Below are 17,584 nucleotides of genomic sequence, written 5' to 3'. Positions count from 1 at the left end.
CCCAGAGCGATCTCGTCAGCGCGGATCCGAGGAGCGTGCGTATGGCCGACGGACAACCGTTCATCCCTCCGAGCGCGGTGGACGTCGACCTGTCCGCGGTCGGGTGGGGCATGAGCCGGATCATGTCGGACTTCGAGACCGGTATGTGGCGGATGGAGGAGGTCCGGCCGGAACTGCGCACGCCGATCGTCGCCGTCGACGTCCTCGACCAGGCACCCGACTGGGACCGGCTGGTCCGCGCCCACGAGTGGGCGTCGCACATCGTTCCGCGCATCCGGATGCGGGCGGTGGAACCGGCTTTCGGGCTGGGCAACCCGGTGTGGTCGGTCGATCCCGAGTTCGATCTGGACTACCACCTGCGGCGCGTGCGCCTGCCCGAGCCCGCCGATCTCGATCACGCGCTGCGCCTGTGCCGGCACCTGGCGACCGAGCCGTTCGACAAGGCCCGCCCGCCGTGGATGGCGGTGCTGATCGAGGGCATCGACGACGGCCGCGCGGTGTACGTCGTCAAGACGCACCACAGCATGACCGACGGGATGGGCGGCATCCAGATGATGACGCTGCTGCACAGCCGCCGGCCCGAGCCCACCCCCGACAAGCCGGATCGCGAGCCCGCGCCGCCCGAGCACCTCAACGACCTCTCGGCGCTCGGCCGCGAGGTGGTCACCGAGGCGCGGCGGGCGCCGAGCCGGATCGCCGGGCTGGTGACCGGGTCGGTGCGACTGGCGCTCGACGCGGTCCGGCGCCCGCTCGACGCGACCGGCGAGATCCTCGACTACGCGAACTCGCTGCGCCGGGTGATCCAGCCGCCGCCGGCGACCGGGTCCCCCCTGCTCCGCAACCGCGGCCTCGGCCGCTGGTTCGGGGTGCTCGAGGTGGGGCTGCACGAACTGCGCATCGCGGCGCACGCCGCCGGCGGATCGGTCAACGACGCGTACGTCGCGGCGCTGCTCGGCGGGTATCGGCGCTACCACGAGGAGATGGGGGTGTCGGTCGGGAAGGTGCCGATGGGCATGCCGATCAACATGCGGGCGGCGTCGGATCAGTCCGGTGGCAACCGGTTCGCGGCGGTGCGGTTCGCCGGTCCGGCGACCGAGGCGGATCCGGCGATGCGCATCCGCAAGGTGCGGGCCATCGTGCTGGCGCTGCGCGAGGAACCCGCGGTCGACATCGTCGAGGCTGCGTCGCCGCTGCTGGTGCGGCTGCCCACGCGGCTGCTGGCCGAGTGGTACCTGTCCCAGTCGAAGGGCCTGGATCTGCAGGCGTCGAACGTCGCCGGCGTCCCGGTCCCGGTGTACCTGGCCGGCGCGCGGATCGAGCGGGTGTTCCCGTTCGCGCCGGCGCCCGGGTGTGCGGTGATGGCGACGATGGTCTCGCACGTGGGGGTGTGCTGCATCGGCGTCAACCTCGACACCGCCGCCGTCACCGAGCCCGCCCTGTTCATGCGCTGCCTCCAGGAGGGGCTCGACGAGGTGGTGGCGCTCGGGAACGCGCGCGAGAAGGCTGAGGGATCGGAAGGAGCGCGACGATGACGAGCGCGAACCATCACACGCGGGTCTATCTCACCGAGCCGATGACCGACACCGAGGACCGGGTGCTGCGGACGTGGCTCCAGGGCCGCGAGGCCGAGACCGGGGAGCCCACCGTCACCGTCACGACCACCGATCAGGGGCTGACCTCGCTGGCGCAGCGCGACGACGACCCGGAGCTGACGCCGGTGCGGGTGGTGTGGCTGCCCGACGTCACCGACGGGCATCGCGCCCGCCGGCTGCGCGAGGCGCTCTCGGCGCGCGATCCGCTGCATCTCGGCGCCGGCGCGCAGCGTCGGGTGCTGCGTAACGATCCCGCGCGCTGCCGCGTCATCGAGGGCGATGCGGCACCGCTGAACGAGTTGCGCGACCGACTGGCGGAGCGGGGCGGCGGCTCGCTGCCCGACTTCATCCGGCGGCAGGCCGCGCTCGCGCTCGAACGCGCCGAACGCAAACTCCTCGGCACGCAGTACAAGGTGTCGCGATTCGTGGTCGAGGAGATCACCGACTCGAGCCGGTTCACGGCCGGTGTGAAGAGGCTCGCCGCCCAGCTCAATCTCACCGTCACCGACGTCGACCGGCGGGCCCGCGCCGACCTCGACGAGATGGTGGCGGCGCAGAGCCGACGGGCGATCGCCCTGTGGGATCAGTTGGGCCGCTACTTCTCCCGCGCGTACCGGCTCGACGTCGACACCACCCGGTTCGAGGAACTGCGCGAGCTCAACCGGGAGCACTCGCTGGTGTTCCTACCCAGCCACCGGTCGTACCTCGACCCGCTGGTGCTGCGGCCCGCGCTGCTCGCGAACGATCTGCCGCTCAACCACGTGATGGGTGGGCTCAACGTCAGCTTCTGGCCGGTCGGCCCGATCAGCAAACGGTCCGGCACGGTGTTCATCCGACGCAAGTTCGGCAGCGACGAGATCTACAAGTGGACGCTGCGCGAGTACATGCGGTTCCTGCTGAACAAGCGCTTCAACCTCGAGTGGTACATCGAGGGCGGCCGGTCGCGCACCGGGAAGCTGCGCCCGCCGCGCTACGGGCTGCTCACCTATCTGGCGCAGGCGTTCCGGGAGAGCGACGCCTCCGACGTCTACCTGGTGCCGGTGTCGCTGGTGTACGACCAGTTGTACGAGGTGAGCGCGATGGCCGCGGAGGCGCACGGCGCGGCCAAGCGCAAGGAGAGCTTCCGGTGGCTGGTCGGCTACGTCCGGGCGCAGGGGCAGCGTCGCGGCGTCGCACATGTGACGATCGGACGCCCACTGTCGCTTCGGGATTCGCTCGCGCAGGAAGGCGACATGCGCCTGGCGATCCAGAAGACCGGCATCGAGGTCAGCCACCGGATCAACGAGGTCACCCCGATCACCGCGTCGTCGCTCGTGATGCTCGCGTTCCTCGGCATCGAGGACCGGGCGCTGACGGTGCCCGAACTCGAGTTCATCCTGCGGCCGATGGTGGACTACATCACCTCCCGCAAGCTGCCCACCGCCGGGGACGCCGACCTGACGAACCCGCAGGTGATCCGCCGGGCCCTGTTCACCCACGTCGACGCCGGGGTGCTCAAGCGGTTCGACGAGGGCAACGAACGCGTCTACTACCTCGGCAAGGATCAGGGGTTGGTGGCGGCGTTCTACCGCAACAACATGATCCACTTCCTGCTGGTCCGGGCGATCGCCGAGATGGTGCTGGAAGCCGCGGTCGACGAGAAGTTCGCCGACCCGCTCACCGACGGCTGGCGGGAGGCGCTGAGGATCCGGGACCTGCTCAAGTACGAGTTCTTCTTCAGCGACAAGGACACCTTCCGCGACGAGATGCGCGCGGAGTTGAGCCTGATCGACCCGACCTGGGAGGACGACCTCGGCAATCCCGAACACGTGCAGAACGTGCTGGCCCGGGTCCGTCCCTATTTCGCGCACCGGGTCTTCCAGCCGTTCCTCGAGTCCTACGAGGTGGTGGCCGATCACCTGCTGGACGTCCCGGTGTCCGGGGATTTCGACGAGAAGGCCTTCGTCTCCGAGTGCCTCGCGCTGGCGCAGCAACGCAGGCTGCGGCAGCAGATCGCCAGCAGCGAGTCGATCTCGTCGGAACTGTTCGGCACCGCACTGCAGTTGGCGCGCAACCGGACGCTGGTCGAGACCGACGACCCGGCCGTGCTCGAGCGTCGACGCGCCTTCGCGACCGAGATCCGGACGCTGGTCCGGCGGGTCCGGGAGATCCGCGGCCTGGCGCACGCCAAGCTCGACGAGGTGAAGGGCCCCGACTCGGTCACCGAACCGGCCGACGGGTCCCCGGAGGCGGGCCGATGAACCGCCTGAAGGATCTGTACGCCGCGATCGCCGCCGCCCCGGAGGGCCCGACGACGCTGGCCGCCTTTGACCTGGACGGCACCCTCATCACCGGGTACACCGCGAGCGTCGTGTACCGGGATCGGCTGCGCCGCTTCGACATCAGCCTCGCCGAACTGCTGCGCACCACGGGGGCCGCGTTCGACACGCAGTTCCGGGGCGCCGACGTCGGGCGGCTGATGGAGATCGCGGTCACCGGGCTGGCGGGGCGGCGCGAGGACGAACTGTGGGAGTGGAGCCAGCGTCTGTTCCGCCAGGAGGTCGCGTCGATGATCTACCCGGACGTGCGGCGACTGCTCGACGCGCACCGCCGCGCCGGGCATCGGATCGTGATGGCGACGTCGGCGACGACGTATCAGGCGCAGTACCTCGCCGACGACCTCGGGATCGAGGACGTGCTGTGCAGTCGGCCGGAGGTGGTCGACGGGATGCTGACCGGCGAGTTGGCCGCGCCGGCGCTGTGGGGGCCGGCGAAGGCGAAGGCGCTGCGGGAGTTCGCCGACGAGGTCGGGGCGCCGCTGTCGGAGGCGTTCGCGTATTCCAATGGCGTCGAGGATGTTCCGATGCTCGATTCGGTGGGACGTCCGGTGGCGTTGAACCCGGATCGACGGCTGGCGGGGATCGCACACGACGAGGGGTGGCTGTCGGTGAACCTGCGCAAGCCCGAGCGGGGGGCGACGCCGGTCGCGACGTTACGCACTGCGACGGCGCTGGGGGCGCTGACGGTCGCGACCGCTGCCGGTCTCGGGGCGGGGGTGTTGACGGGCAGTAGGAGGACCGCCGCGAACATCGTGGGCGCGGTGGGCCCGGATCTGGCGCTGACGATCTGCGGGATCGACGTGAGGATCACCGGCGAGGACAACGCGTGGCAGGACCGTCCCGCGGTGTTCATGTTCAACCACCAGAGTTCGCTGGACCTGTTGCTGGTGGGCAAGGTGGTTCGCCGGGATGCGACGGGAGTGGCGAAGAAGGAGGCGGCGCACGATCCGCGGTTCGCGGCGGTGGGGGCGCTGCTGGACGTGGCGTACGTGGACCGGTCGGACAGCACGCAGGCGCGCGCCGCGCTGGGGCCCGCGGTAGAGAAGCTCGAGAACGGCACGTCGATCGCGATCGCCCCGGAGGGAACCCGCTCCCCCACACCACGATTGGGGCGATTCAAGAAGGGCGGGTTCCATCTGGCGATGCAGGCGCAGGTGCCGATCGTGCCGATCGTCATCCACAACGCCGGAGACCTGATGTGGCGCAACTCGTTCGTCGCCCATCCCGGCACCGTCTACGTCGATGTCCTCGAACCGATCAGCACCGAGGGCTGGAAGGTCAAGGATCTCGACAAGCACATCGCCGAGGTGCGGGAACAGTTCGACGACGTGCTGCGGGCGGGGCCGGTGAAGGCGTAGCGGGGCCGTGGCCAGAACCATGTAAGCGGACGGGGTTGCTCCAGAGCAGCTCCATGGCGATTGGTATCCGTCCACTCCAGTGGGACACAATGGGCCGGCTACGTGACCGTGGTCGGGGGATTTGTTCAAGGGGTGGGGATGACATCTGATGTCAGTTCGGATGCTGTGAGTCTGGGAGAGATGACCGATCTCTCCGAGGCGTGGCGGATCCGATTCCAGTTCTTCCAGGCAAACGGTGTTCCCGGAATGTGGAAGCCCAGCAAGTCCTATCAAGAGGCGTTCCGGGCTTTGCCATTCAAGACTCGAATGACCGTGTCCTCCAACACCTTCGCATTCTTCTTCGGCTGTTTCTACCTGCTGCATCTAGGTCTGTGGCGCAAGGCCCTGACGACGTTCGCCATCGGTGTCGCACTCGGGATCGCCAGCATGCTGCTGCAGCTGCCCAGCAGCCTCGATATCGCGTTGACGTGCGGGTTGTGCGGGTACATCTCGGCCCGCACCAACGTCCTCTACTACGAGTACCGGGTGCACGGCCGACACACCTGGGGCCTCTAGTGTTCTGAGTCAGGAAGTACGTTTTCAGATTCCTGACTCAGAACACTTGGCCCCGTTCAGGATCCGATGACCGGCGGTGCGGCGAGCGGGAGCTTGCCGATCAGTTCGTTGCCGTTGTCGACGTTGACGAGGTAGCCGGGCGTCTTGTGCTCGCTGTCGTCCTCGCCGCGGCCGCGCGCGCCGCCCGCGCCGGGCATCATCCCGGTGCCGCCGGCGGCGCCGGGTCGGCCGGCCGCCGAGGCGCCACCGGTTCCGCCGGCCGCGGCCGATGGGGACGCTCCGCCGGCGCCGAGGCCGCCGGCACCACCTCCGCTGCCGCCGCTCAGGAATCCGCCGGGGGCGTAGCCGCCGCCCGCACCGGATCCGGTGGAGCCACCCCCGCCGCCGAAGCCGCCGCCCGTACCGGAGGCACCGCCGTAGCCGCCGGCACCCGTGCCGAGCGGGCCCAGGCCGGTCTGGCCGTAGCGGGTGGCTTCGGCTCCATTAGCCGCGGCCGGTGCCGTCCACGCGGAGGCCGGGTTGGTCTGCGCGTCAACGGTGTTCGGGTTGCCGGTGGATGCGCCGCCGTTGCCGGGGGCGAAGGGGTTCTGTCCGGTGGCATCGGGTCCGAGCGCGTCGGGGCCGGCGGTGTCGGCACCCGGCGCGTTCCCGCTTCCCGGGGTGCCGCCAGGAAGGCCCCCGTTCGGGCCCGGCGATCCCGCGTTCGGTGCGGTGTACGGCGTGTATCCGGGCGCCCCGTCTCCTCGAGTGCCCCCACCCTGGTTCCGCTGGTCTGGAGGCGTCGGGGGCGTACCCACCTGCACGGGCGGCGGCAGCGTCGGAACGTTCGTGTCGGACTGCTGCATCACCGGGGTGTAGACGGTCCGCATGATCTGGATGGCCTCTTTGTGGGCCTCATCCTGCTCGTGGACGATGCTCTTGTACAACCCCACCGGCGGCAACACTGCGTCGAGGAAGGCCTCGCCGATCGATCTCTTCGAGACCGGTGGGACGGTGGATTTCACCTGGTCGATCGCGGTGGCGGCTTCCTCGATCTTGGTGCCGACGAGCTTGCCGGCGGCCGCCAACCGGTTCGAGTCCTGTGCGTAGTTGGCGGTCGCTTGTTTGGCACTGTTCGCGGCGATCCCCTCCCAGGCGCGTTCCTTGATCGTGTTTCCCATGAAGTCTCGGAAGTCGTTGAGGGACTGTTCGAGCGATTGACCGATCTTCTTCCAGCCTTCCGCGCTGGCGCGGAGCGCCTCCCCGTTCATGGCGTCGACGGCCGACTTGATCGCCTCGTGCGACATGGCCTCGAACGCCTCCGGCGACCCGAGGACCGGAGCGTCGAAGTCCTGGCCCACCTGGTTGTAGAGCCCCGCCTGCTCGCGGTAGATGTCGGAGCGTTCGGCGTTGCCGGCGGCCTGCTCGTCGCGGACACGGTCCCGTTCCTTGTAGTCGGTTCCGGTGACGAGCTCGACGACATCGTTCCCCTTGTCGACGGCGAAGTCGACCACCTTGCCACCCACCACCGCCGCGGCCTTACCCACCATTGCCAAGCCTTGCAGATCCATGTCCCCGTCCCCCTCTTGTCGTGCGTTCCGTTCAGGTGATCAGCTGCAGATTCCGATGCCGCACCGTCCCCGCAGTGCCGCTGAGCCGGCAGTCTCAGTTGATCTGCGACCCCACCGCCGTCGTCGCTGCGGTGTTCGCTTCCTCCGCTTCGGTGTAGCGGGCCTCGATTTGGAGGAAGACGTCGCGGATCTCTGCCACTGTGCGAATGTGGTCAGCGATCGCCTGGTCAAGCGCATAGTCTCCGCCAGAAGCTTTACGCTCAAACTTGGCGGCGAGTGCCAGCCCTGATGGCAGGGATCCAAATCCGTCGATCTTCGCCAAGCGAACCGCGGAGTCCCGCAGTCCGTCCAGTTGGTCGATGAGTTCCCCGCATTTGGTCGCGCATCTCGATGCTGTTCCGCGCTCGAGAACGAGGTTGCCGCTCTGAGCGGCAACGCCAAGTCCCGACCAGACCGACTCCGTGTTCACCACCTCACCTCGTTTCCCGTTGGGGCGTCATCTCGGCACATACTGGCTGATTGACCGTGCTGCCTCCACGGCGATCTCGCACGGTTCATTCGGTCCGCTGGGGGGTGTCAGCACGTGGAACCCAATTGACACCAGGACAGCGCCGTCCGCAGAACCCATCGCAACGTCACAGGAGTCGCGAGCGACGTTCGTTACCTCTCGGTACGTGAAAGCAGACCGACCGTCGAGGTCTACTGGAGCGAAGTCCTCGTTCCGGTCGTTCGTTCGTACCTCGTCGAGAGTCCGCGTAGTTGCAAAGACGCTCAGCGAGTACTCAGAACCGCGCCACCCGCAGACGTTCCACCCCGGCTGCTTGACTCCGATGATGTCCCGCTCTTCGGTCGCGAGATCGACGGCAAGGGCGTTAACTACCTCGTCGGGAATGTCATCACACGGGTTGAACACTGACTCCTTCGCGGTACCGTCGACAGGAGCGGCGTTGCCCGCCACATCCCCCGACCCGCACCCCGCCAACAGCAGCCCAGCGCCGACCAGACCGACCACGGCCGCCACCCGCATCCGGCACTCCTCCCCTCGTTCCAGACCGCTCCCAACTTAATCAGACGCAGGCACTGCCGATTCGGTTCCCTGCTATTTCACAGGGGCTACGCGCAGCAGGAGAGATACACGCCAGCGCGAGACATTCGATCTTCGATGTCCAAGCTAATTTGGCGCACGCTCGAGGAGCCCTCCGCACTGCAACACCTGCTAGTTGATCTGCGACCCAACCGCCGTCGTCGCCACGGTGTTCGCTTCCTCCGCCGCGTTGTAGCGGTCCTCGATTTGGAGGAAGGCGTCGCGCATCTGCTCGACGACCGCTATGTGATCCGCAATCGCGTGGTCCAACGAGTACTCACCGCCCGAAGCCTTGCGCTCGAACTTCGCAGCCAAAGCGCGGCCCGACGGGAGTTGGTCACCAAACCCGTCGACCTTCGCCAACCAAGCCGACTCGTAGTGAATGTCTTTCAACCGCGCGACAAGCTCATCGCAACGATCGGCGCATCGCCGAGCCGTCCCCGGCTCGAGATAGAGCTCCCCTGCACCAACAGCGTCGCCAAGCTGTTTCCAACTGGCACTTTCCACTGTTCCCCTTCCGTCATGGTTGCAAGCTAATCGGGAATGTACTGAGCGATATGTGCAGCTCGCCGAACAACCACCGAGCAAGGCTCCTCGAGAACCTGATCAACGCCCAGATACGCAACTGAGATGATCACAGCGCCGTTGCCTGACGCGAGCGCGACATCGCAGTTGCGACGATCTCTGTCTGTCGTCTCTCGGTAGGTAAAGCCCTGTCTGCCGGCGATTTCGACGGGATTGAAATCAATGTTGCGCTTGTTCTCCTGCACATCGTCCATCGTGTGCGTCGTCGCGGCGACACCGAGCGCTGGGCCCGACCCTTGCCACTTGCATATCTTCCAGCCCGGCTGCGCTACCCCCATGATGTCCGGGGACTCCGTCGCAGGGTCGAGGCCAAGCTCAATCAGCGCTTCGTCAGGTATTGCATCGCACGGACTGAACACCGGCTCCCCCGCCGCGACGCCCTCCGGAGAAGCCTCACCCGTCACGTCGCCCGACCCACAACCGGCCAGCAGCAGCCCAGCACCGATCAGACCGATCACGGCACCCACCCGCATCCGGCACTCCTCCCCTCGTTCCAGACCGCTCCACCCCAAACAGACGCAGACGGGCCGATTCTTGTTCCCTCGATTTCGCATGAGCTGTGCGAGGCAAGCATGCGAAAGACTCGGTATTCGATCACACCACGTGCGTTCGGGCCCACCCACCACGCCGCGGCACGCTCAGTCTGAGTTGATCCGCGACTCAACCACCGTCATCGCTGCGGTGTTCGCTTCCTCCGCTGCAGCGTAGCGAGCCTCGATCTGGAGGAACACATCTCGCATCTGCTCGACCACCGTGATGTGGTCGCCGATTGCCGTGTCCAATGAGTAGTCGCCGCCTGAGGCTTTGCGTCCGAACTTCGCTGCGAGTGCGACGCCGGATGGCAACTTGTCGCCGAACCCCTCAACCACGGCGAGGTCCACCGCTCGATCCCTCAGCTCCCTGAGGTCGCCGATAGACTGGTCACAACGGGTCGCGCATCGCTCCGCCAATCCGCGTTCGAGAACTAGATCACCCGCCGCAACAGCACTTTTCAGCACCGCCCAACCCGAATCCGCCACCGTGCCGCCCCTCTACTTCGGGATCGCTGGGCTGAGTGCAGTCGCCGTCTGCATCGCCAAAGTGCATGGCACTGGCCCCTCATCCACGTGATAGACACTCACCCGCACGATCGACGCCCCGTTCCCAGTGCCCATCGCAACATTGCAGCGCTCACGCCGCACGTCACCCGGATCCTGGTAGACCAACACGGCGCGTCCGTCGATCTCGTGATCCGCCAAATCCGCGGTGTTGTCGCTGGAACGAATCTCTTCGAGCGACAGCGTCGTCACGAGCACCGAGACCGAATTGACCGTTCCTGGCCAGCGACACCGATTCCACCCCGGGTATTCGACCCCGCCGAAATCGCGGTCGGGTGACGCGGGATCCACACCCACCTCGCGCAACACTTCGGCAGGTATGTCATCGCACGGACTGAACACCGGCTCCCCCGCCGAAACGCTCTCCGGAGCGGCCTCACCGGTCACGTCCCCCGACCCGCACCCCACCAACAGCAGCCCAGCGCCGAACAGACCGAAAACAGCAGCCACCCGCATCCGGCACTCCTCCCTCGTTCCAGACCGCTCCACCCTAAACAGACGCAGGACGGGCCGATTCGGTTCCCTTCGTTCCGTCATTTTCTCCGGCCACAGCAGTGCAGACCAGAGACTCACACAAGGGTCGCGAGCCCCGCCTCCGGTAGGTGAATCCAACCCTCGCGCCGCGTCACGTCTTCATCCACCGGCTGCGGCATCCGCGTCCGGCCGAACGCCGCGGCTCGCGCGATCACCGCCGCGACGACGGCGTCGAACGCGTCGTCCGAGGACTCACACGATTCGCGGAAGTCGCCGAACTCCAGGCCGCCGATCCCCGCATCAAACCCCGCAACCAGGGTCTGCAGGTTCGGGCGGTTCACCGAACCCTTGTAGCCACGGAACGGCAGCCCCCACTGCTGCAGCGCCGCCGCCGGATACACCTCGACCACGGTGCCGTCGACGCGATCCACATCCGCCCCTGCCACCTCGAGCCGCGCCAACAACCCGGCGCACCGCAGCGCGACGTGCGCGATCAGGTCCGCCGACACACTGAGCGGCACGATCCCGGTCACGTCGTGCACCACGCGGTCGGTCCGACGCCTGACCAGCGGGAGCCGTCCGGCACGATTGCTCAGCTCGAGTTCACGCTGCGGCGCCCCGGAGCGATGCGCGACAACGAAGTCGACGAAAGCATCCGGCCACCCGAACGGGGCATCGATCCCAGACTTGTCGGCCCCGAGGACCGCCTCGACCAGGTCCTCATCCGTCGCTCCGAGCCGCAACCCGACGACGCGAGCCGCACCATCGCCCCAATCGAGAGTGGCGACAGCAGTTTTCGCGGGTTCGGCCGAAAGGTCGATGCCGACGGTCCTCATGCCCCGAGGCTATCGCTCCTCAGCGCATCACCGGCAACACCTGGCTGGCCGACCGCCCCGACGCCGCCTCGACGAACGCCAGCGGATCGGCCACCGCGGCGAGGACGTCCCGCGCACGTTCGAGGGCCATCGGCTCCGGCTCGGGGCCACCGACCACGTCGATGACGTCGAGCCAGTGGATCGTCGCCTCCATGATCGCCATGTCGAGGAAGGCGCCGAGCGACACCGACTCCAGAATCGGGTGCGGAATGACGCTGTCACGACTCAGTCCGGTGAGCCGTTCGAACGCCTCGGGCAGCTCCGTGTCGAAGCGCTCGACGATGGTTCCGCGATCGACGTCGGCGGCCAGCTGACGGACCATCTCGGCGAGCTGCGCGTGCATCGGTTCCATGGCGGCCGGGTCGGCGTTGAAGATCCGGAGCATCTGCGCGGCGCTGGTGACCTTGGCGTCACCGGCGGCGGCGGGCGCGGCGAGCATCGCGATCATCACGTCCGGGGTGACGTGCACGTACACGTCCCGCACCGTCCAGCCCGGCAGACGGGTCTCGGCCGTCCACTGGTCGTCCGACAGTTCCGCGGCCCGCTTCGCCCACATCCGCCACAACCGAATCAGCAGATCCCGGTCCTGCTCGAAGTCCGACACTCCAACCCCCTCCGTCGACGTACCGTCGCCTCGACGCTATCGGCCCGGGTCCGCCTTCGTCCGAAAATCGGGCATCCAGAGGATGATGGACACATGACGAAAGTGGACCCGGCTGTACTCGATCAACTCATCGGCGCACTGCCCGACGGCGCGGTGCTCACCGACCCCGACATGATCGCCGGGTATCGCCAGGACTGGGCCGCCGACCCGAACGCCGGCACCCCGATCGCGGTGGTCCGCGCGACCTGCACCGAGGACGTGCAGGCGGCGGTGCGGTGGGCGTCCGAGCATCGGATCGCGGTGGTGCCGCGCGGCGCGGGCTCCGGGCTGTCCGGCGGGTCGAGCGCCGTCGACGGCGGGATCGTGCTGAGCACCGAGAGGATGCGCGAGATCACCGTCGACCCCGTCACGCGGGTCGCCGTCACCCAGCCCGGGCTGCTCAACGCCGAGGTGAAGAAGGCCGCCGCCGAGCACGGGCTCTGGTATCCGCCGGACCCGTCGTCGTACGAGATCTGCTCGATCGGCGGCAACGCCGCCACCAACGCCGGCGGGCTGTGCTGCGTCAAATACGGGGTGACCACCGACTACGTGCTCGGCATGCAGGTGGTGCTCGCCGACGGCACCGCCGTCCGGCTCGGCGGTCCGCTGCTCAAGGACGTCGCCGGGCTGTCGCTGACCAAGCTGTTCGTCGGCAGCGAGGGCACACTCGGCATCATCACCGAGTTGACGCTGCGGCTCATTCCGGCGCAGCCGCCGGCGTCGACGGTGGTCGCCTCGTTCGAGTCGGTCGAGTCGGCGGCCGACGCCGTCCTCGCGATCACGCGGGAGATGCGTCCGGCGATGCTCGAGTTCATGGACCACGCGAGCATCAACGCCGTCGAGGACTCGGTCCGCATGGGCCTGGACCGCAACGCCCGCGCGCTACTCCTCGCCCAGTCCGACGCCCCCGGTGCCGCCGGCGCGCAGGAGATCGAGACCATCGTCGCGGCGTGCGAGAAGCACGGTGCCACCGAGGTGTTCGCGACCGACGACGCCGCCGAGGGCGAGGCCTTCACCGCCGCACGCCGATCCGTGTTCCCCGCCGTGCAGGCGATGGGCAGCCTGCTGCTCGAGGACGTCGGGGTGCCCCTGCAGCAGCTGCCCGCGCTCATCACGGGTGTCGAGGCGATCGCCGAGGACTGCGACGTCCTCATCTGCACCGTCGCCCACGCCGGCGACGGCAACACCCATCCACTGATCGTGTTCGACCCCACCGACCCCGACATGACCGACCGCGCCCGCATCGCGTTCAGCCGCGTCATGGACCTCGCGATCGCCCTGGGCGGCACCATCTCCGGCGAGCACGGCGTCGGGCGACTCAAGCGGGACTGGCTGCCCGGCCAGCTCGGCGAGGACGTCATGGAGCTGAACCGGCGGATCAAGACCGCGCTCGATCCGCTGGGGATCCTCAATCCCGGTGCCGTCCTGTCCTGACCCCGGCCCCTACAGCGGCGCCCCGAACGACGACCGTTGCGCCAGGGCAAGATCGGCCACCCGCTCCGCGAGATCCACCCGGTCGGGCAGCGGTCCGGTGAGCAGCACCCACGACCGCCCGGTCGCGGTCAGCGCGTCCTCGAACCACCGCGTCATCTCGGCCCGCACGTGCTCGCCGTCGCGGATGCCGTCCTGCACGAAGGGCACGCCGGTGTGATCGGTGAGCAGGTAGAGCGCCGGCCGGTCGACGACGCTTTCCCAGGCCCGCCCGCTGCCGGTACCGAGGTAGCGCCGCTCCCAGACGGTGGTGGCGAAACTGTCGGTGTCGCAGATCAGCACCGGTGAGCCGGTGCGGGCGCCGGCTTCCTCGATCCGCGCCTGCTCCGCGGCGATGTGCGCGAAGTCGTCACCGGTCCAGGTCAGCTCCTCCACGGCGGCGTCGGGGCGCACCGCGCGCAGCCGGGCCAGCTTGTCGTGGGTGGCCTGGCGCCCGTATTCGGGCACCCATCCGGTCCGCGACCACACGCCGCCGCGGTCCCGGTAGCGGTGCGCCAGTGCGCGACTGACCGTCGTGGTCCCGGTCGACTCCGCACCGAGCACCACGATGCGGGTCGTCAGCCCGGCCCGCGCGGCCTCGTCGAGCTGGTCCCACTGGCCGGCGAGGTCGGCGCGACACCCGGTTCCCGACACGGGGTGCGCGACCCGGTCGGGGTCGACGCACACATGGGTGGCCCCGAACCACTGCGCTAGTTCGTCGCCGTACTTCTCGCTCGACACCACGGCGTCGATCGGTGTGGCGTCGACCTGCCGGACGGCCGCGCGCATACAGGCGACCTGCGCCGCCCACACTGCGGTCGATACCAGGTCCATCGGTGCGTCGCAGGCGATTCCGGTGACCCGCACCGTCGTATCGCCTGCATGGGTCTGTTGCATCCAGGACACGCGGTCGGCGAGAGGGATCGACTCCGCCGCCGACGCCATCACCACGACCGTCACCCGATCCGCGATCCGCGCGGCCGACCGCACCAGGTGGTGGTGTCCGCGGTGCGGCGGATAGAACTTGCCGATCACCAGGGCATGCCGGTACATCGCGGTCACTGTGCCACCGCCAGCACGGGCTCGGTTGCACGACTGCGCCGCCACGCGAGCAGCCCGCGAACGCACAGCAGCAGGAACCCGGCGTAAAGCAGGGCGGTCAGCGTCAGTCCCTTGTGCAGGTACAGCGGGATATAGATCAGATCGGCGGCGATCCACAGCAGCCACGACTCCCACCGCTTGGTCGCCTGCCCCCACGTCGCGAGCAGCGACAGAACCGTGGTGACCGCGTCCCAGAACGGGACCGTCGACGACGTCGCGGCGTCGAGGAACAGCGTCAGCGCGCCGGTTCCGGCGATGCCCGCGGCGGCGAGCCACACCCATTCGGTCCCGGTCGTGCCGGTGACCGGCAACGTGTCCCCCGCGCTCCCCTGCACCCAGTTGCGCCACCCCCACACGGCGAGCGCGATGTAGACCACCTGCAGCGCCGAGTCCGCGAAAAGTCCAGCGGTAGCGAACAGCAGGATCCACACCAGGTTGTTGGCGATCCCGATCGGCCAGTTCCACACCGACTGCCGGCCCACCAACCACACGCACCAGGCCCCGGTCACGAAGCCCAGCACCTCCGCCCAACTCGTCGGCGCACCGAATGCAGTGAACGCCGTCGAGTTCAGGAAATCGATCATCGCCCCTCCTTGACTCAACACCGAAGACATTAGCGCATATTTGCGCTAAGTCGTACTGGGGGTATCTGTCCAGACGCTCGGACCTCATCCCCGACGACACAAGAAGTGGTCGCCAAACCGCCTGTGGCACCCGGATTGGCAGAGTGATTACGGATTCGAGGAGGCCCGGGCCGACAAACGACAACGGTGCGGCGCGTCCGCCAGATCACGACGACCGGATTCCGAGACGTGAACCGTCCTGACCCTCGCTGAGCCCGCTGATCCAGGCCGCCGCGAGCTCAACGGGATCCGGGCGCAGTGCTTCTCCGATCCGGCGTCACGTGAAGGCGCGTGACTCGAAACGGACTCGCGCAGCATCGGTCCCCAACTCGGCGCGCATCGCTGGATTGTTCGCGTAGAAGCTGACGAAGTGGAGCAGCAGCACATCGTCCATCGCGAACTTGCGGCAGTCGAGCTCGATCATCGGAACCGGCGGCAGCTTGTCGATCCGCCAGATCGGGGTGGTGTATCGGCGGGTCCAGTGCGCGTTCGCGAATCCGATCAGCAGGATCATCCGATACCCGTTGTAGGCCGGCTTGGCGCCCGCCACCGATTCCCACGGCAGGTAGGACTCGAAGCTCCAGCCCCGGTGCCGAATCCCGTCGGGCGTGAGCAGAACCGCGCCTGGTCGAACCAAACGCGACACAACCAGGACGAGGAAGGACGCAAACAAGATCCCGAGCACACTGAAGATGACGGTCGCCCCGGGCACTCCTGAGGTCGGCGCGTTGAGGTAGATCTCGATGGCGGGACCTGCAGTGAGAACCGTGCAACACACCGTCATCGCGACCAGCACTGTCCACAGGCGTCGGGACTGTCTGATCTCGGTAGCGGATCGTCGACCGGACTCGATGGTTACGCCTCGAATCGCGTCCCGGCCACCCGAATGTCTGACCACGCCGAAGGCCGCGACAAGGAAGACGAGGAAACCGAAGGCGAGGCCGTATCGAAGTGCGCCGGGTTGGCCCTCCATTCCGCCGACGATGCCTACGAACACTGCAACACAACCGATCGCAGCGAGTAGACCGACCGACATCTTCTCTCGCAGAGAGATTCCGTTGTCCGGCCACTCCACCGGTCGTTGCATCTGATCAGAAGATCGCATTCCACGCACCCTTCGCCAGTCCGCCGACAGCCGCGCCGGCATCCCCGATGGCGTCGACCCCCGCACCGATCGCGTCACTGACGTCACCGCCATTTTGGTAAAGGGAGTCGATCGCGCCCGACGTGAACAACCCTGCGCCCACACCTACGACTGCTCCCACCGCTGTCCCGAGCCCCGGCACGGTCGATCCGATTGCCGCCCCGGCCAGCGCGCCGGCCGCGAGTGATGCCCCGAATCCTCCCGCACCCGACACGACGGCTTGCTCGACGGGCTTGCCGTTATAGATGTCGTACGCGACACCCGCGGCACTCAGCGCCCCACCCACCCTGAGGCCGATCCGTCCCGCACTCGCCTCAGACTTGATGGCCGATGCAGCCGCCTCGTCGGCCCCTTCCCTCAAGACTCTGGACAGGTCGAGATCTCGATAAACGACGGAGGCGGGCGATCCTGCAGGCGCTGTACGCGCGAGCTCGAGGAACTTGTCTGCCTCTTTGGCGAGGAACTTCGATTGCTCCGCGAGGGCGACGACATGCCGGTCAGCGAGGTAACCTGCGGCACCGTTCACGAGATCAGCGACGATGAAGAACCATTTACCAGTGATGTCCGACCAGACGTTGGCCAGTGTCTGCAATGTGAAAGCCCAGAGCTCACGCGCGGCACTTGTGTCCCGCTGGGCCGCTTCGTACGCCCTCACGAGGTCCGCGTGCCGATCGACTGCAGCGACCGCTAGGTTGTAAGACTCGATCGCGACCGTTGTCGCGGCTGAACCGGTCGGTGGCGAACCGGGATTCGCCGGCGCAGGTCCTGGCTCTTCGATCGCATCGCCCGAAACCCGCAGACCCGCAGTAGACGCGGCTTGCCGGATCTCGCGCATCCGGTCCTGCGTCCGCTGCAATTCGGCTGCGGCGTTGTCGAATTCCTGCGCGTACCGAGTCACGGCCTCTGACAGTTCCTCGGCCTTCGCGGCCGATGACCCAGCGCGGGAGGCAAAGCCTTCGCCCGCAGTGCCCTCCCACCCGGCCTGCGCTGTTGTCCGAGCCCGGTATAGATCGTCAACGCCTGCCGACACCGCAGGCGCGAGAGTCGCGCGTAGCCACGTCGCGGCGCCGCGAATGCTCTCGGGGTTCCCATCGACTCGCGTATCGATCGACATC

18 protein-coding genes are annotated in these 17,584 nt (G+C 67.8%); 5 read left to right on the top strand and 13 right to left on the bottom strand.

Features of this window, described 5'->3' with window-relative positions; genetic code table 11:
* Nucleotides 1-41: 41 nt before the first annotated feature.
* The 4 genes from EGT67_RS17755 (at nt 42) to EGT67_RS17740 (ending at nt 5,823) form a co-directional block, all read left to right on the top strand.
* Nucleotides 42-1,532: a wax ester/triacylglycerol synthase domain-containing protein gene (locus EGT67_RS17755; RefSeq protein WP_127917410.1), complete on the top strand. Its 1,491-nt coding sequence runs from the start codon at nt 42-44 to the stop codon at nt 1,530-1,532.
* Nucleotides 1,529-3,832 carry a glycerol-3-phosphate 1-O-acyltransferase gene (locus tag EGT67_RS17750; protein WP_127917409.1) on the top strand — a complete coding sequence of 768 codons (2,304 nt, stop codon included), beginning with the start codon at nt 1,529-1,531 and terminating at the stop codon, nt 3,830-3,832. The genes EGT67_RS17755 and EGT67_RS17750 overlap by 4 nt, the downstream gene beginning before the upstream one ends.
* Nucleotides 3,829-5,268, top strand: coding sequence for an HAD-IB family hydrolase (locus EGT67_RS17745; RefSeq protein WP_127917408.1), 1,440 nt, complete (start codon nt 3,829-3,831; stop codon nt 5,266-5,268). Before EGT67_RS17750 ends, EGT67_RS17745 begins: the two co-directional genes overlap by 4 nt.
* 180 nt (nt 5,269-5,448) lie before the next feature.
* Entirely contained in the window at nt 5,449-5,823 is a 375-nt protein-coding gene (locus tag EGT67_RS17740; protein WP_127917407.1) for a DUF2628 domain-containing protein, read from the top strand.
* Nucleotides 5,824-5,879: 56 nt separating this feature from the next.
* Here the strand turns inward: EGT67_RS17740 and EGT67_RS25125 are convergent, their stop codons facing one another.
* From EGT67_RS25125 to EGT67_RS17700, 9 genes are all read right to left on the bottom strand, one after another.
* On the bottom strand, nt 5,880-7,373 hold the full coding sequence (locus tag EGT67_RS25125) for a hypothetical protein (protein WP_164877598.1): 1,494 nt from the start codon (nt 7,371-7,373) through the stop codon (nt 5,880-5,882).
* Between the two features lie 94 nt (nt 7,374-7,467).
* The gene (locus EGT67_RS17735; protein WP_127917406.1) at nt 7,468-7,842 is read right to left on the bottom strand and encodes a hypothetical protein; all 375 of its coding nucleotides are present in this window, start codon (nt 7,840-7,842) and stop codon (nt 7,468-7,470) included.
* 27 nt (nt 7,843-7,869) lie between these two features.
* Entirely contained in the window at nt 7,870-8,400 is a 531-nt protein-coding gene (locus EGT67_RS17730) for a DUF3558 domain-containing protein (RefSeq protein WP_127917405.1), read from the bottom strand.
* Nucleotides 8,401-8,589: 189 nt separating this feature from the next.
* Nucleotides 8,590-8,964, bottom strand: a complete 375-nt coding sequence (locus EGT67_RS17725) for a hypothetical protein (RefSeq protein WP_127917404.1) — start codon at nt 8,962-8,964, stop codon at nt 8,590-8,592.
* A 26-nt stretch (nt 8,965-8,990) separates the two neighbouring features.
* On the bottom strand, nt 8,991-9,515 hold the full coding sequence (locus tag EGT67_RS17720) for a DUF3558 domain-containing protein (protein ID WP_127917403.1): 525 nt from the start codon (nt 9,513-9,515) through the stop codon (nt 8,991-8,993).
* 165 nt (nt 9,516-9,680) lie between these two features.
* On the bottom strand, nt 9,681-9,923 hold the full coding sequence (locus tag EGT67_RS25360; protein ID WP_241566100.1) for a hypothetical protein: 243 nt from the start codon (nt 9,921-9,923) through the stop codon (nt 9,681-9,683).
* 150 nt (nt 9,924-10,073) lie between these two features.
* Nucleotides 10,074-10,595: a DUF3558 domain-containing protein gene (locus EGT67_RS17710; protein WP_164877597.1), complete on the bottom strand. Its 522-nt coding sequence runs from the start codon at nt 10,593-10,595 to the stop codon at nt 10,074-10,076.
* A 113-nt stretch (nt 10,596-10,708) separates the two neighbouring features.
* The gene (locus EGT67_RS17705) at nt 10,709-11,449 is read right to left on the bottom strand and encodes a DUF429 domain-containing protein (protein WP_127917400.1); all 741 of its coding nucleotides are present in this window, start codon (nt 11,447-11,449) and stop codon (nt 10,709-10,711) included.
* Between the two features lie 19 nt (nt 11,450-11,468).
* A complete protein-coding gene (locus tag EGT67_RS17700) occupies nt 11,469-12,092 on the bottom strand; it encodes a maleylpyruvate isomerase family mycothiol-dependent enzyme (RefSeq protein WP_241566099.1) in 624 nt (207 codons plus the stop codon).
* A 93-nt stretch (nt 12,093-12,185) separates the two neighbouring features.
* Between EGT67_RS17700 and EGT67_RS17695 the strand changes: the two genes are divergently transcribed.
* Nucleotides 12,186-13,565, top strand: a complete 1,380-nt coding sequence (locus EGT67_RS17695) for an FAD-binding oxidoreductase (RefSeq protein WP_127917399.1) — start codon at nt 12,186-12,188, stop codon at nt 13,563-13,565.
* A gap of 9 nt (nt 13,566-13,574) precedes the next feature.
* On the opposite strand, the gene EGT67_RS17690 is transcribed toward EGT67_RS17695, so the two are convergent.
* From EGT67_RS17690 to EGT67_RS17675, 4 genes are all read right to left on the bottom strand, one after another.
* Nucleotides 13,575-14,654, bottom strand: coding sequence for an AAA family ATPase (locus tag EGT67_RS17690; protein WP_127917398.1), 1,080 nt, complete (start codon nt 14,652-14,654; stop codon nt 13,575-13,577).
* A 5-nt stretch (nt 14,655-14,659) separates the two neighbouring features.
* Nucleotides 14,660-15,286, bottom strand: coding sequence for a nicotinamide riboside transporter PnuC (gene pnuC, locus EGT67_RS17685; protein WP_127917397.1), 627 nt, complete (start codon nt 15,284-15,286; stop codon nt 14,660-14,662).
* Between the two features lie 316 nt (nt 15,287-15,602).
* A complete protein-coding gene (locus tag EGT67_RS25355) occupies nt 15,603-15,971 on the bottom strand; it encodes a hypothetical protein (RefSeq protein ID WP_241566098.1) in 369 nt (122 codons plus the stop codon).
* 445 nt (nt 15,972-16,416) lie between these two features.
* Entirely contained in the window at nt 16,417-17,583 is a 1,167-nt protein-coding gene (locus tag EGT67_RS17675) for a WXG100 family type VII secretion target (protein WP_127917395.1), read from the bottom strand.
* Nucleotide 17,584 lies beyond the last annotated feature (1 nt).

This window comes from Prescottella agglutinans (assembly GCF_004011865.1).
In the GTDB taxonomy this organism is placed as follows: domain Bacteria; phylum Actinomycetota; class Actinomycetes; order Mycobacteriales; family Mycobacteriaceae; genus Prescottella; species Prescottella agglutinans.
Note: the sequence above shows the minus strand (reverse complement) of the source record. Positions and strands in the feature narration are given on the sequence as shown.

Coding starts and splice junctions, on each gene's coding strand:
- EGT67_RS17755 (WP_127917410.1), top strand. CDS start 42: ATGGCCGACGGACAACCGTTCATCCCTCCGAGCGCGGTGGACGTCGAC.
- EGT67_RS17750 (WP_127917409.1), top strand. CDS start 1,529: ATGACGAGCGCGAACCATCACACGCGGGTCTATCTCACCGAGCCGATG.
- EGT67_RS17745 (WP_127917408.1), top strand. CDS start 3,829: ATGAACCGCCTGAAGGATCTGTACGCCGCGATCGCCGCCGCCCCGGAG.
- EGT67_RS17740 (WP_127917407.1), top strand. CDS start 5,449: ATGACCGATCTCTCCGAGGCGTGGCGGATCCGATTCCAGTTCTTCCAG.
- EGT67_RS25125 (WP_164877598.1), bottom strand. CDS start 7,373: ATGGATCTGCAAGGCTTGGCAATGGTGGGTAAGGCCGCGGCGGTGGTG.
- EGT67_RS17730 (WP_127917405.1), bottom strand. CDS start 8,400: ATGCGGGTGGCGGCCGTGGTCGGTCTGGTCGGCGCTGGGCTGCTGTTG.
- EGT67_RS17720 (WP_127917403.1), bottom strand. CDS start 9,515: ATGCGGGTGGGTGCCGTGATCGGTCTGATCGGTGCTGGGCTGCTGCTG.
- EGT67_RS17710 (WP_164877597.1), bottom strand. CDS start 10,595: ATGCGGGTGGCTGCTGTTTTCGGTCTGTTCGGCGCTGGGCTGCTGTTG.
- EGT67_RS17705 (WP_127917400.1), bottom strand. CDS start 11,449: ATGAGGACCGTCGGCATCGACCTTTCGGCCGAACCCGCGAAAACTGCT.
- EGT67_RS17695 (WP_127917399.1), top strand. CDS start 12,186: ATGACGAAAGTGGACCCGGCTGTACTCGATCAACTCATCGGCGCACTG.
- EGT67_RS17690 (WP_127917398.1), bottom strand. CDS start 14,654: ATGTACCGGCATGCCCTGGTGATCGGCAAGTTCTATCCGCCGCACCGC.
- pnuC (WP_127917397.1), bottom strand. CDS start 15,286: ATGATCGATTTCCTGAACTCGACGGCGTTCACTGCATTCGGTGCGCCG.
- EGT67_RS17675 (WP_127917395.1), bottom strand. CDS start 17,583: ATGTCGATCGATACGCGAGTCGATGGGAACCCCGAGAGCATTCGCGGC.